The sequence below is a fragment of the Undibacterium sp. Xuan67W genome, from assembly GCF_049340165.1.
In the GTDB taxonomy this organism is placed as follows: domain Bacteria; phylum Pseudomonadota; class Gammaproteobacteria; order Burkholderiales; family Burkholderiaceae_D; genus Undibacterium.
Map to the genome: position 1 here is coordinate 107396 of NZ_JBMPPN010000013.1, position 13926 is coordinate 121321.

The 13926-nt window shown below is 49.1% G+C and carries 13 protein-coding genes; 3 read left to right on the plus strand and 10 right to left on the minus strand.

The genetic code is table 11. From position 1 onward, the window contains the following. Nucleotides 1-54: 54 nt before the first annotated feature. The 3 genes from ACO0LE_RS13165 to ACO0LE_RS13175 all read left to right on the plus strand — a co-directional run bounded on the left by ACO0LE_RS13165 (nt 55) and on the right by ACO0LE_RS13175 (nt 2446). Nucleotides 55-960 (plus strand): DUF2167 domain-containing protein, encoded by a 906-nt coding sequence (locus ACO0LE_RS13165; protein ID WP_422960806.1) that lies wholly within the window; start codon nt 55-57, stop codon nt 958-960. 60 nt (nt 961-1020) lie between these two features. Beyond that, a complete protein-coding gene (locus ACO0LE_RS13170) occupies nt 1021-1734 on the plus strand; it encodes a site-2 protease family protein (protein WP_422960807.1) in 714 nt (237 codons plus the stop codon). A 163-nt stretch (nt 1735-1897) separates the two neighbouring features. After that, nucleotides 1898-2446 carry a DNA-3-methyladenine glycosylase I gene (locus ACO0LE_RS13175; RefSeq protein WP_422960808.1) on the plus strand — a complete coding sequence of 183 codons (549 nt, stop codon included), beginning with the start codon at nt 1898-1900 and terminating at the stop codon, nt 2444-2446. Nucleotides 2447-2564: 118 nt separating this feature from the next. Here ACO0LE_RS13175 and ACO0LE_RS13180 read toward each other — a convergent pair whose 3' ends face one another. The 10 genes from ACO0LE_RS13180 to ACO0LE_RS13225 form a co-directional block, all read right to left on the minus strand. After that, nucleotides 2565-3440, minus strand: a complete 876-nt coding sequence (locus ACO0LE_RS13180; protein ID WP_422957592.1) for a peptidase — start codon at nt 3438-3440, stop codon at nt 2565-2567. Nucleotides 3441-3533: 93 nt separating this feature from the next. Next, a complete protein-coding gene (locus tag ACO0LE_RS13185) occupies nt 3534-4352 on the minus strand; it encodes a transglutaminase family protein (protein ID WP_422960809.1) in 819 nt (272 codons plus the stop codon). 109 nt (nt 4353-4461) lie between these two features. After that, the gene (locus ACO0LE_RS13190) at nt 4462-5412 is read right to left on the minus strand and encodes an alpha-E domain-containing protein (protein ID WP_422957590.1); all 951 of its coding nucleotides are present in this window, start codon (nt 5410-5412) and stop codon (nt 4462-4464) included. Between the two features lie 71 nt (nt 5413-5483). Beyond that, a complete protein-coding gene (locus ACO0LE_RS13195; protein ID WP_422957589.1) occupies nt 5484-6908 on the minus strand; it encodes a circularly permuted type 2 ATP-grasp protein in 1425 nt (474 codons plus the stop codon). A 75-nt stretch (nt 6909-6983) separates the two neighbouring features. Further along, complete coding sequence (locus ACO0LE_RS13200; protein WP_422960810.1) at nt 6984-9020, minus strand: sodium:solute symporter family protein; 2037 nt, start codon at nt 9018-9020, stop codon at nt 6984-6986. Beyond that, nucleotides 9020-9361, minus strand: coding sequence for a DUF4212 domain-containing protein (locus ACO0LE_RS13205; RefSeq protein WP_422960811.1), 342 nt, complete (start codon nt 9359-9361; stop codon nt 9020-9022). Before ACO0LE_RS13205 ends, ACO0LE_RS13200 begins: the two co-directional genes overlap by 1 nt. Nucleotides 9362-9380: 19 nt before the next feature. Beyond that, nucleotides 9381-10928 carry a sensor histidine kinase N-terminal domain-containing protein gene (locus tag ACO0LE_RS13210; RefSeq protein ID WP_422960812.1) on the minus strand — a complete coding sequence of 516 codons (1548 nt, stop codon included), beginning with the start codon at nt 10926-10928 and terminating at the stop codon, nt 9381-9383. Next, complete coding sequence (locus tag ACO0LE_RS13215) at nt 10925-11641, minus strand: response regulator (protein WP_422960823.1); 717 nt, start codon at nt 11639-11641, stop codon at nt 10925-10927. The genes ACO0LE_RS13210 and ACO0LE_RS13215 overlap by 4 nt, the downstream gene beginning before the upstream one ends. A 204-nt stretch (nt 11642-11845) precedes the next feature. Continuing rightward, nucleotides 11846-12061 carry a hypothetical protein gene (locus tag ACO0LE_RS13220; RefSeq protein ID WP_422960813.1) on the minus strand — a complete coding sequence of 72 codons (216 nt, stop codon included), beginning with the start codon at nt 12059-12061 and terminating at the stop codon, nt 11846-11848. A 147-nt stretch (nt 12062-12208) separates the two neighbouring features. Continuing rightward, complete coding sequence (locus ACO0LE_RS13225) at nt 12209-12961, minus strand: SDR family NAD(P)-dependent oxidoreductase (RefSeq protein ID WP_422960814.1); 753 nt, start codon at nt 12959-12961, stop codon at nt 12209-12211. Between the last annotated feature and the right edge of the window lie 965 nt (nt 12962-13926).

A 13926-nucleotide genomic window follows, 5' to 3' on the forward strand; every position in this document is an offset into this window, starting at 1 on the left:
CTCGATGAGGGCAGATCAACTGTCCGCAAAATCATAAAACCACAAAGGGAAACCATGTTTAAAAAATTAGGAATGATTGCCACCATTGCTTTTTCAATGCTGTTGACGCCGGCGATACAAGCTGCCGATGCGCCAGAAAAGAAAATGACAGCTGAAGAATTCGTGGCGTCGTTGAAATTCCAGCAGGGCAAAATATCGCTGCCAAACGGCATCGCAAATTTGAATTTGTCACCATCGTTTCGCTATTTGTCCCCAGAAGATACGGAAAAAGTATTGGTCGATGCCTGGGGTAATCCGCCAGGCGCAAAAACCTTGGGTATGATTTTTCCTTCGAATGTCAGTCCCCTCAGTTCGGCAAGCTGGGGTGTGGTTGTGACCTATGATGAAGACGGTCATGTCAAGGATGATGATGCGGACAGTATTAACTACGATGACTTGCTCAAGGATATGAAGGAGGCAAATGTCGCCGCGAATGAAGAGCGTAAAAAAGCGGGTTATTCTCCTATGACGCTGGTCGGCTGGGCGGAAAAGCCAAGCTATGACAAAACGAGCCACAAATTTTATTGGGCGAAGGAATTCGCTGGCAGCAAGGCCGGAGAAAATTCATTGAATTACAACATCCGTGTTCTTGGTCGCAAGGGCGTGCTGGTGTTGAATGCTGTAGCAGGCATGGAGCAAATCACGGAAGTGAAAAAAGAAATGCAAAACGTTGTTGCTTTTACTGAGTTCGCAGACGGCAATCGTTATGCTGACTTTGATGCGAAAAGTGATAAGGTTGCCGAGTACGGCTTAGCCGCTCTGGTGGCTGGCGGAGTCGCTGCCAAATTAGGTTTTTTCGGTAAAATTTTTGCGATGTTGCTGGCTTTTAAAAAATTACTCTTAGTAGGCCTTGCCGCTGCTGGCGCCGGGATTGCCAAGCTGTTTGGTAAAAAGAAGGATGGCGATGCAGGGCAAGCGTGAGTATAGATGTGGGCGCGATTACTGCACATTTAAAACAAAAACTGATTAGAGGATTTCAGGATGGTTAAGTTGTTGACGTGGCTATTCGCTGTTGGCAAGCTGGGGAAGTTGCTGACGACGGGCGGCACGATGCTCATCTCCATGATTGTCTACTCATGGATTTTTGGGTGGCGTTATGCAGTAGGTTTTGTTTTACTCATTTTTATTCATGAAATGGGGCATTTCATCGCAGCTCGTCAGCGGGGACTAGACGTTGGTGCACCGACGTTTATCCCCTTTGTCGGCGCCTGGATACAGCTTAAAGAATTGCCACATGATGTAGAGACAGAAGCGTATATCGGATTTGCCGGACCGATCGCTGGGAGTATGGGAGCGTTAGCATGTTATTGGGTGGGTAGAAATTATGAAAGTAATTTGATGCTAGCGCTAGCCTATTCGGGATTTATGATTAACTTGTTTAATCTCATCCCGATTTCGCCACTAGATGGTGGCCGCATCACCGCCATCATTTCTCCCAAAGTCTGGCTGGCAGGTATTCCATTGCTGATTGCCTTATTTTTCTACAATCCAAGTCCTATGCTGATTTTGATTGCGATTCTGGCGTATCCGCAGTTAAAGCAAGCATTTTCCAAAGAAGCTCCTGAGGGTTTGCCTGCAGATTATTATCAGGTTCCGACGAATACACGTATCAACTATGGCGCGCTGTATCTGGGTTTGGTCGCTTTCCTTGCTTTGATGAGTTACGAACTGCATGAGATATTGCCCAAGTCTTGAGTTTTTCTTGGAATGTTGTTTTTAAAAGCGCAGGTATCTCCTGCGTTTTTTGGGGAGCTGACATGAATAATCAAAAAACTACTGGGGCGCGTAGTGATGTTTTAAGATCGTGAGATTGTGTGTGAGAATGCCTGTCTCATCATGTTTTTAAATGAAAAATTCCATGTCTACGCAACGCTGTTCCTGGGCTAATCCATCGAATCCTCTTTATCTTCATTACCATGATCATGAGTGGGGTGTGCCTTGTCATGATGAGGTACTTTTGTTCGAGATGCTAAATCTTGAAGGCGCGCAGGCGGGGCTGAGCTGGGAAACGATACTCAACAAGCGTGAAAATTATCGCATCGCTTTTGATCATTGGGATGCAAAGAAAATCGCGGTATATGATGCGGAGAAAGTTGCGCAGTTATTAGCCAATCCAGGCATCGTGCGGAACCGGCTTAAGGTTGCAGCGGCGATCACTAATGCGCAGGCATATTTGCGTTTATGTGATGAACTTGGAGGGTTAGATGCTTATTTATGGGGGCATATAAATGGCAAGCCGATTCGTAATAATGGCGACCGGATTATTAAAACGGAATTGTCTGACCGTATATCGAAAGACCTGAGTAAGCGCGGATTTAAGTTTGTTGGATCGACGATTGTTTATGCGTATATGCAGGGAATTGGCATGGTGCAGGATCATGCTGTAGATTGTGCCTGGCGTACCTAGCGACTAAGTTTAGGGCTAATCTTAAGGACTGATTTTGTCGCGTCGCTTAAAAAGAAAAATGGCACGAATTTCGTGCCATTTTTTTAATGATGCTACCTGCGCAATCCGTCTCAGCACATCATTGTTGCTTGCTATTAAATTGCTGGGCCAGACTTTGCAGAGGAGCTTTATCCATGCCTGTCGCACTGACATGACTTGGTATCGCTACACGGACAGGTTTGCTGTTCATGTTTGTCGATGACAGGACATTGCTCGTCGCATCGGGTGCCGCGTCCCATACTGGGTCATCGATACCTTCAAACACGCTCTTCAACTGACGTCCCCAGGTGCTGCGTATCATCTGAAAGTATTGATTTTTTTCGTCTATCGTTACAAAGCGGGTAACTGCCAGACTATTATTTTCATACACCAGCAAGTCCAGTGGCAGGCCTACCGATACATTGGATTTTAAGGTTGAATCCATAGAAATCAGTGCACACTTTGCCGCTTCATCCAACGGTGTCGCTGTCGTAACTACGCGGTCAATAATCGGCTTGCCATATTTGGCTTCACCAATCTGAAAATAGGTATTTTCGTTATGCGATTCTATGAAATTGCCAGCGGCATAAATTTGGAACAGGCGGCAACGCTCGCCTTTGATCTGACCGCCAAAAATAATACTGACATTGAAGTCGATACCAAATTCCGACAAAGAGGCAGCATCTCGTTTGTGCACTGTACGCACGGCCTCGCCGAGAATGCGGGCAGCCTCATACATATTCGGCGCATTCCAGATTGTGCTGCCATCGGCGCATACGTGCTCAGAGACGAGTTGGCGAATTGATTGTGAAATAGAGAGATTTCCGGCGGTCATCAGGACCATCATACGGTCGCCAGGATTTTCAAACACGCTCATTTTTCTGAAAGTGCCGACCTGATCAACGCCCGCATTGGTACGGGAGTCGGAGAGAAAAACCAGCCCCGCATCGAGGCGCATGCCAACACAATATGTCATTGTTGCAAGAGTCTTTTATAAAAGCCTTATTTTACCCTAAGGCTAAATTATTTAAGCAATTTACGCCTCGTAACTACGGGGCACCAGCCGATCCTAGTTCTCATAAATCGGTACAACCTGTACTTTGACATCCAGAATTTCATCACCGCCACCGCGCCTGACGCCGCGAATAGGGGCGGCGGAATCGTAGTCGCGACCAATCGCCAAGCGGCAATAGGCATCGGTCATCAGTCGCGCATGCGTGACATCGATGCTGACCCAGCCGGAGAAGTCGCTGTCTTCTACCCAGACATCAACCCAGGCATGACTGGCAGCATGGTCGGTCGAGCCCGGATCAATATAGCCGCTGACATAGCGTGCCGGAATCCCATGCGCATGGCAGCAGGCGAGGAACAAATGGGCGTGATCCTGACATACGCCCAACCCTAGCATCAGAGCATCATTTGCCGTGGTTGTGACAAGGGTTGCACCACTTCGGTACGCTACTGCACCAAAGATGTGCTCTGCCATTTTCATGAGATGCTTGGTCTGGGTTTGTTCGGGCCTGGCTGGTAGACAGTTGGCAGAAAAGGCGACGATACTCGGTGTCGGCTCTGTCAGCGGTGTCGGTACCGTGAAAATCCACGGCGATAAGGTTTCAATTAAATTTAACCTGCCTTGATAAGGGAAGACGGTTTCCACCACGCCTTGTGCGACGATGCTCAGCGTTTCCAGTTGACCATTGATGGTGAGCATGTGCGAGAGATTGCCATAGGCATCGGTGTAGGCGTGGCGATTGCCACTTGTCTCGATTTGCCATGAAAGGCTGCGCTGTTGCGACTCTACGCGTGGCGTCAGGCGCAATTGCTGGATCGTATATGCCAGCGGAGTCGTATAGCGATATGTGGTTTCGTGCCGTATTGATAGTTGCATAATTTATATACTCCCACCCTTTTCCATTAAAACAGGTTGAATCCGCTAATCTATACTACGCGATATAAAAATACTGAGCGGGAGTATGCTGCTATTGTCAGTTGGTACATCATGCGGCAAGTGGTACCAGGAAGTCGCGGCTGACGCGGTTGCCTAGTGCAAAGATGCGCTCCAAAAACTCCGTCAGCGTATCGTGCAAGCCTGCTGCCAGAATATCTTCGATACGCCCGAACTGTAATTCTGCGTGCAGTTTGCCCGCGAAGCGCTCTGTGTCTGAGGACACATCATTGCGTACTTCCTTGAGGTTATGGACGACTTCATCCATGCAGGCGAGTAAGGATCTTGGCATATCGCCACGCAGCATCAGGAGTTCGGCCACGCGCTCTGGTGTGATGACGTCACGATACACTTTGCGGTAAATTTCAAAGCCCGATACCGAGCGTAATAACGCAGCCCAGTAATAGAAATCACGTTGTACGGCTTCGTCGGTACTGTTGATATCTTTTGCCGCGTGGAATTTTACGTCCAGAATCCGGGCAGTATTATCGGCGCGCTCCAGGAAAGTACCTAGCCGTATGAAATGCACCGCCTCATCTTTGAGCATCGTGCCTAGTGTCACGCCGCGTGATAAATGCGACCGGTATTTGACCCACTCAAAAAATTGGCTCGGATCAGTTTCAAGCAAGCCGCTACTCAGTCGCTCTTGCATATCGAGCCAGGTAGCGTTCTGGGTTTCCCATACTTCGGTTGTCAGCGTGCCCCGCACGGCACGTGCGTTTTCGCGGGCTTCGGTCAGGCAGGCGGCGATGGACGATGGATTGTCCGGATCGCGCACCATGAAATCGAGCACGTCTTTTGCATTCAGCAAGCCATACTTATGATCAAATGCGCTTTGTAGTTCTGAGATGCCAAGCATGGCGCGCCAGCCTTGTTCCGCATCTTCAGCGGATTGAGGCAGCATCGATGTCTGCACGTTGACATCAAGCATGCGGGCGGTATTTTCAGCACGTTCGGTGTAACGTGCCATCCAGAATAAGTGATCTGCGGTGCGGCTCAACATGAGTTCTTCTCCTGCGCAATGCCATGATTATTTTCAAAAACGGTGGGATCCGGCGATCCGCTCGCATACCCTTATTTTTCGAGTATCCACGTATCTTTGGTGCCGCCGCCTTGGGATGAGTTGACTACCAGTGATCCTTCTTGCAGCGCCACACGGGTGAGTCCGCCCGGCACCATTGAGATAGTTTTGCCTGACAGTACGAATGGTCTTAAATCAATATGGCGAGGGGCAATACCGCTTTCGACATAGGTAGGGCAGGCGGACAATGCCAGCGTCGGCTGGGCAATATAGCCATCCGGTTTGGCAATCAGTCTTTGCCGGAAATCCTCGATCTGTGCCTTGGTCGATGCCGGACCCACCAGCATGCCGTAGCCACCGGCTCCATGAACTTCCTTAACGACCAGTTCAGGTAAATGCGCCAGTGTATAAGCAAGGTCTTCGGGTTTGCGGCACTGATAGGTTGGCACGTTATTCAGTATCGGCTCTTCCGTCAGGTAGAACTTGATCATGTCCGGAACAAAAGGATAGATCGACTTATCATCCGCAACACCGGTACCAATTGCATTCGCCAATGTAACTCTGCCAGCACGATAGACGGACAATAAGCCAGGGACGCCTAGGGAAGAATCAGGACGGAATGCAAGGGGATCCATGAAGTCATCGTCAATCCGGCGATAAATAACATCGACCCGCTTAGGACCGCGTGTGGTGCGCATATACACGGCGTTGTCATTGACGAACAAGTCCTTGCCTTCAACCAGCTCGACACCCATTTGCTGTGCTAGAAATGCGTGTTCAAAATAGGCTGAGTTATACATTCCCGGTGTCATCACGACGATGGTCGGATCATTGACACCCATCGGGGCAACTGAGCGTAAATTGTCTAGCAGCATGTCAGGGTAATGGTCGACCGGCGCAATCTTATTGCGCGCAAATAAGTCGGGGAACAAACGCATCATCATCTTGCGATCTTCCAGCATGTAGGACACGCCGGACGGTACGCGCAGATTGTCTTCCAGCACGTAAAACTCACCGGCGCCGGCGCGGACGATATCGACACCGGCGATATGGGCGTAGATATCCGATGCGACAGAGATCCCTTGCATCTCCGGCCGGTATTGCGCATTTTTATAAATCTGCTCGGCTGGAATAATCCCTGCCTTGATGATGTTTTGATCATGGTAAATGTCATGAATAAACATATTCAGCGCTTTAACTCGCTGTACCAGACCAGTCTGCAATTGCGCCCATTCCGATGCAGGAATAATGCGGGGAATAATATCAAAGGGGATCAGGCGTTCAGTACCAGCATCGTCACCATAGACGGCAAAGGTAATGCCGACGCGGCGAAAAGTCAGATCAGCTTCAGCGCGCTTACGCTGTATGGTCTCTGGCGATTGCTGCTTTAACCAGGTACTGAACTCACGATAGTGTTCACGGATATTACCTGCTGCATCGATGCCATCAGCAGTCATTTCATTGAAAAATTTTGCCATGATGTTAGTTCGCTGTTGTTTGAGTACGTACTATCAAGAAGCATGCCAGCGTGATCAAAAGCGGTCTGACAGCGGCTATGGCGCGCGAATAAAATCAATCAGGTCCAGCGTATGCGGGTCGGGTTTAGGCGTCATCAGACTGACGACCGCCATACTGATCAGACCCGCCGGTACGCCAAATACACCAGCAGAAATCGGCGCAATATGCCACCACTGATTAGCAACACTACCACCGAATAACGGATGTGTGTTGAGCATATAAAACACACAAACGATAAACCCCGCGATCATTCCGGTGATTGCTCCTTGGTGATTCGCCCGCTTCCAAAATATGCCCAATACCAGTGCAGGGAATAGCGCCGACGCCGCAAGAGAAAATGCGGCACCGACCAACGACAATATGTCGGCGGGTTTTAAGGAGGCGACATAGGCGGCCACCAGCGCAACCACTAGTAACAAGAGTTTTGAAATCGTGACTCTTTTTTGTGTCGACGCGCTTGGGTCAACAATCTTGTAATAAATATCGTGAGATAAAGAATTGGAAATCGTCAGTAACAAACCATCCGCTGTGGACAAGGCCGCGGCCAGCCCACCAGCGGCAACGAGGTCGGAGATTACATAAGGCAGACCAGCGATTTCCGGTGTCGCCAGCACCACGATATCGCCATCAATCGCAATCTCTGCCAGCTGAACAATGCCGTCATGATTGATGTCAGTGATATTGACCAGCGGATTAATTTTATCGATACTGGCCCAGTAGGTGACCCATGACGGAAGCTTAGAGAATTCCATTCCGACGAGCGAGTTATAGATGTCGTATTTCACCAGAATAGCCAGTGCAGGAATCGTGATGTACAAGAGCATAATAAAAAACAGCGACCAGAATACCGACTCACGACTTTCACGTACTGAGGGTGTCGTGTAGTAGCGTATCAATACATGTGGCAGGGCGGCGGTTCCCATCATGAGACAAAAAACCAGCGCCAGAAAATTATTACGTTTAATGTCAGATTCGTTACTGTCTTTTGCCGCGTAGGGCGTGTAGTTCGTGATGGTTGGTTCGGCACGTCCCAGATTATTATTCTTCGCTTCTGTCCAGCGTTGCTGCGCCTCTTGCGGCGTCTTGGGGTAATTCGCCAGAGCGCGACCTGCGGCTTTGATCTCTATCAGCGATGCGTTGCCGGATTTAAGTTCATCAAGCTTGCGCTGTAATTCATAGCGACCTTCTTCCCATGAGTTCGGGAGTTGCTGAATCTTGAGCTGGAACCCTTCCGCGCGTTGTTTGAATATGGCGCGGACTTCCTGTTCTTTGGGGTCGGCGGCAAACAGTTTTTCTTTGCTGCTTAATGCGGATAATTTAGAGCCGTAGGCAATTTGCGGTATCGGTGTTTGCGTATGTTTGACGGATAGCCATGTGACCGGAATCATGTACGCAATAATGATGATGATGTACTGCGCTACCTGAGTCCAGGTAACTGCGCGCATGCCGCCTAAAAATGAGCACACCAGAATACTCGCTAACCCCAGAAAAATTCCCACCGAAAAATCAACGCCGGTGAAACGCGAAGTAATCAATCCCACGCCATAAATCTGAGCGACTACATAGGTGAAAGAAATAAAGATAGTAGCAATCACAGCAAGCACTCTGACAATGTTGCTGCCTTGCGCACCCGCGAAGCGCGTGCCTAAAAAATCAGCAATACTGTATTGGCCGAATTTGCGTATATACGGTGCGATCAGCAGTGCCACCAGACAAAATCCGCCCGTCCATCCGATGATGTAGGCAAGTCCGTCAAAGCCTTGTAAGTAGAGTCCGCCGGCAAGACTAAGAAAACTTGCCGCTGACATCCAGTCAGCCGCTGTCGCCATGCCATTAAAAATCGCAGGGACACGGCGCCCGGCAACATAATATTCAGAAATATCGGAGGTTCTGCTCAAGACACCGATGCCTGCGTAGATCACGATAGTCGAGAACATGAACAGATATCCTATCCATGCACGAGGCACGCCTTCTTTTTCCAATACCGCCAGACTGATCAGAAATACGATGAACAGCAGTGTGTACCATGCATAATAAATCGTCAGGCGTTTGGTAAAGCGACGTTGCACCATTAGGCGTTTTCCTTTGCTGAAGCTGGCATATCAGCGGCATGACCGGTTTGATTATTCAGATGGATTTGATGGGCTCGTTCTATTCTGCGCATGACAATCGATAAGATTGTCAGTAGCAGGACATAGAATAAAGTTAGTCCCTGTGCCGCCATGTAAAAGGACAATGGCCAGCCGAAGAAAGTATACGACGCCAGTTCGCGGGCAAAAAACAATACGCCGAATGTCAGCGCCAGCCAGCTTGCCAGCAAGGTCGCTGTGAGCTGACGGGTATGACGCCAGTAGACACTATTCACGTTATTGGCGCGGCTGCTGGAAGTGACGGTGGTGTTGGTCTCTGTCATGTGTTGTCTTTGCCTGAGTTCAGGAAAAATCACCGGGCAAGCTGGCATGTGGATTCATCTGAAACGAAACACGAAACAGGCAGCCCGGATATTTTGCATCCTGATTCCGCGGGTTATACATGATCTCGATCGGGGCATTATGTTGCTGAGCAATTTCCCGCACGATAGACAGACCCAGTCCGCTGCCCTGAACGTTGCTGCCGAGGATGCGATAAAAGCGCTCGAATACATGGTCATGTTCTGCAACCGGAATTCCGGGGCCATTGTCCTCAACTTCCAATATTGCCAGAGCCTGTTCTTCGCTAACCCGGATTCTGACCGTGACGCTCATCCCTTTTGGTGTGTAGCGAATCGCGTTATCAATCAGGTTACTCAGCAACTCGCGGAGCATCAGAGGATTACCAAAAATCATCACAGGAAAATCCGGCTGCTCCAGCCCCAGATCGATTTGGTACGAGAAAGAGGTTTGTATCCAGTCGTGGACGGTGCTGCGCACCAGCTCGGTCAGTTCAACAGGTTCCAGAGGCTTGGTCGCAGGCGTTTGATTTTCTGCTCTTGCGAGTGTCAGCAATTGATTGACCAGACGTGTGGCCGCTTCCGAGCTTTTTGCCAGCTGTAGCAGGGAGCGGTGGATTTCCTCCTGATCTGTTTGCCGCAACGCCAATTCTGACTGCATACGCATACCTGCCAGCGGTGTTTTCATCTGATGTGCCGCATCAGCGATAAAGCGTTTTTGGTTGCCGATCGTTTGTGCAAGGCGTTCCAGCATCTCGTTCAAAGAGCGAACCAGCGGGGTAATTTCCTCAGGAACCTGACGTGAGTCAATCGGGCTTAAATCATCGGGACGACGCGCTCTTATTCGATGCTGTAACTCTGCCAGCGGCGAGAGTCCGCGGCTTAATGCAAACCAGACCAGTGCCAGTGCGATCGGTAAAATAATAAACTGGGGGAGGATCACGCCTTTAATGATTTCGTTGGCGAGTACAGCACGTTTTTCCAATGTTTCTGCGACTTGAATCAACACGAGATTCGGCGCATATTTCTCCGCATTCTGGGTGCCCAGATTGCTCGTGGTTTTATTCAGATTGATATAGCTGTAAGCGACACGGATATCAATGCCGCGCAGTGTTTCATTGCGTATCTGTACTGTACCAGTGGCGACTTTTTCTTCTTCTGGCGGAGTCGGTAAATCTTTATCGCCATCGATCAGGTCGCCATGCTCTGTTTTGACCTGAAAATAAATACTGTCGAGATCATCCGCGCGCAAAATATCGCGTGCCGGGCTGGTCATCTGGGTAATGATTTTTCCATCGACCTGTTTTACTTGCTGTGATAAGACTAGGACATTGTCTTCAAGTGCCCGGTCGAACGGTTGATTGGCGATCGATTTTGCGACCAGATAGGTGATCGCGATGCTCATTGGCCACAGCAGTAGCAGTGGCGCCAGCATCCAGTCCAGAATTTCACCGAATAAAGAACGTTGAATTTTTTCCGGTGGCTGGCTATGGAGAGGATGCTCCGGCGCTTGCGGACGAATCGCTAGTTCTGCGCCGTGGTCGTCAGTCATGGTGTGTCGGTAGGTGTGACTGTATTCGTGACGGAGACGGGTGCCACAAAGAATTTTTCCAGGCAATAACCTAAGCCACGGACGGTAGCGATCCTGACGCCATCGACTTCAATTTTTTTACGCAGGCGATGAACATAGACTTCGATGGCATTATTACTCACCTCTTCACCCCATTCGCAGAGGTGATCGACCAGCTGCTCTTTGGATACCAGTCGTCCGGTTCTTTGCAGGAGCACTTCGAGCAGACCTAATTCTCGCGCCGAGAGATCGAGCATTTGCTCATTGATGTAGGCAATACGCCCGACCTGATCATAGGTCAGCGGGCCGTGCTTGATGACCGTAGGACCGCCACCCGCGCCACGCCTGGTCAGGGCGCGAACCCTCGCTTCGAGTTCAGACAGTGCGAACGGTTTTGCCATGTAATCATCTGCGCCTAGATCAAGGCCTTTTACCCTTTGCTCGACGGAGTCCGCCGCTGTCAGTATCAGCACAGGCAAATGCGAGTTGCGTGCGCGCAGGCGACGTAATACTTCCAGTCCGCTAAGCTTGGGTAACCCTAAGTCCAGAATCAGTAAATCAAAATCTTGAGTCGATAATGCAGAATCTGCTTCCTGGCCGTTGGCAACACAATCGGTGGCATAACCAGATTGTCTCAGCGATCGGGTCAGTCCGTCAGCGAGAACACTATCATCTTCAGCGAGCAATATACGCATGGTGGAATTTTCTTTTTGCGGACAGAATACAGACATCGTTGTAATCAGGCGGAGCCAGTGTCGCCGCAAATAGATTGCCGTCACGACATTCGCATACAGCTATTCTGCGCCTTAAAACGAGGTTTGGTTTTTGTCCAATGGTTTTGTTTGTCTCTGGACTTAAGTCTATTTGGTTTGGAGACTTTTGTCACAAACTCAGACTAACTATGCAGCGGATGTCATTGCTTTGAGCGCTATTGTGTATTTTTTCCGGCAAACAGAGTTCTCTCGATCTAAAACGCGCAATTTGGTATCGCGTTCGGCGGGTGAGTGCAGCTTGTTGAGCTTGTCTTGAATTGACCCGAGACTTACGTAAAGGCTAAGACCGCTCAACACAGAGGCATAAAGACGCAGAGAAAAGGCCGGAGTCAGCATTTCCATGGAATATCCAATCAGAACGCAAAACGAATCCACAAGCGGAGTGAGCCTGTTGGCACGAAATGCCTCTGAGAGCCGCATCCAGCTTGCGGATTCGTTTTGACTGTTGTTAAGCAGTTTTTTGTTTTGTGTAAGTCCTTGCGTGATAGTTTAAGATTTCCCTGCTGTGAATCCGCCATCTACCATCAACTTAGCCCCTGTAATAAAGCTGGCTTCATCGCTGAGTAAAAATAGGACAGCATTGGCTACTTCATCCGGTCGCCCCAGACGGCCGACAGGGTGCAATTGAATCAACGCTTGCCGCATGTTTGCATCAAGTCCTGATAAGAGTGGCGTATCAATATAACCCGGGCAAACTGCATTCACTCTGACGCCTTTCGATGCCGCCTCAAGCGCCAGAGTGCGCGTCAGATTGACGACGCCGCCTTTTGCCGCGGAATAAGCAGCTGTCATGCTTTGCCCGAAGACACCTAAAATCGAGGCGCAATTGACGATACTGCCATTGCCTTGCTGGTACATTTGGCGCAGAGCGGCGCGCGCCACTCTGAAGACACCGTTTAAGTTGATATCAATGATGCGCAGATAATCGTCGTCTGTGTAGCTGTCCGCGGCACACATTCCTCCAATACCCGCATTGTTAAACACTCCGTCCAGGCTACCTAATTGTTTGACTGTCTCTGCAATTAGTTGATCCACCTGTTCGGTCGAGGTGACATCAACAGGAATAAAGTGACAGCGTCCCGCATAAAGTGAATTCAGCTCCGCAACCCTTTCCTTGCCCGCGTCGTCATGCAGATCAGCAATCACGATATTGGCGCCTTCCTGCAGGCAACGTTCGGCAGTAGCGAGTCCGATTCCGCTCACACCTCCGGTAATGACGATGTTTTTATTTTTCAAACGCATGATCAGACTCCTTGTTTGTGCAGGGGGAAATAAATTGCAACCATGGCGCATGTGGCATTGCCAGGAAGTTCATTATTTGTCTGAAACCTGAGATTGCGAATTGATGCACCTCAAGCTATGTGCAGCAGGACGGAGCGCTTTGTAATTGAAGGCTGGCCAGTATGTTGACTGGTATTCAGGCAATATGGAGGCAACTCGTGTCGATGTTCAGATAACTCTGAATTGTATTTTTATTAAAATCAATGGTGTACATTTTGACCGATTAATGAATTCTGAACAAATAAATCAGCTAACTTTGAATTTTTAAGGATTTCGTTCAGCTAAGTCTGAATTTCTCGAATAAGTGCGTATGGGCACCAAATGAGCCAGTGATTAGCGTGTCAATTAGGCTATGGATTGGTAAAGAAGTGTTCTCGTTTGGCAGGAGTGTTTATGTCAAAGAAACAGCGAATTGCCATCGTTCATTTTTTATTTCGACTGCTCAGGTCGTATCCTACGCGGACGCTCAAGAAAATGATTTGACCCATTCCTAAGGGGCGAAAGCGGACCTACTTTCGAATCCACTAGACATAGCCTCAAGTCGTGCGTAATCTATCGCACTTGTCACGCAAGCAATTTTTAAGGTCACTGAACAGCTTCGCTTATTTGGAAATTGCTTCGAAAGTGAAGTGCGCGGCATCCACGAAAGCTGTCTGTCTTTCCTGGTTATTTAGTACTGATAATAATTACAGCCTATTGCTGAAAGCATTACAGAGCAACAGTTACGAAGGAACTGCCTCGCTAGGATAGGCGGACAGGCCGCTAGGTTAGGCGGAATTTTTTTTTCACCCTATTTGAAGTTAAAGCACAATGATTCCTTTATGAGCAATGTAGAAACCTTAATCAATTACGCTGAACTTGCAGAACTTGAGGGAAACGAATCTGCTAGTGAGCGTTCACGTGAAGTCGCGCGCTTGCTTAGGAGC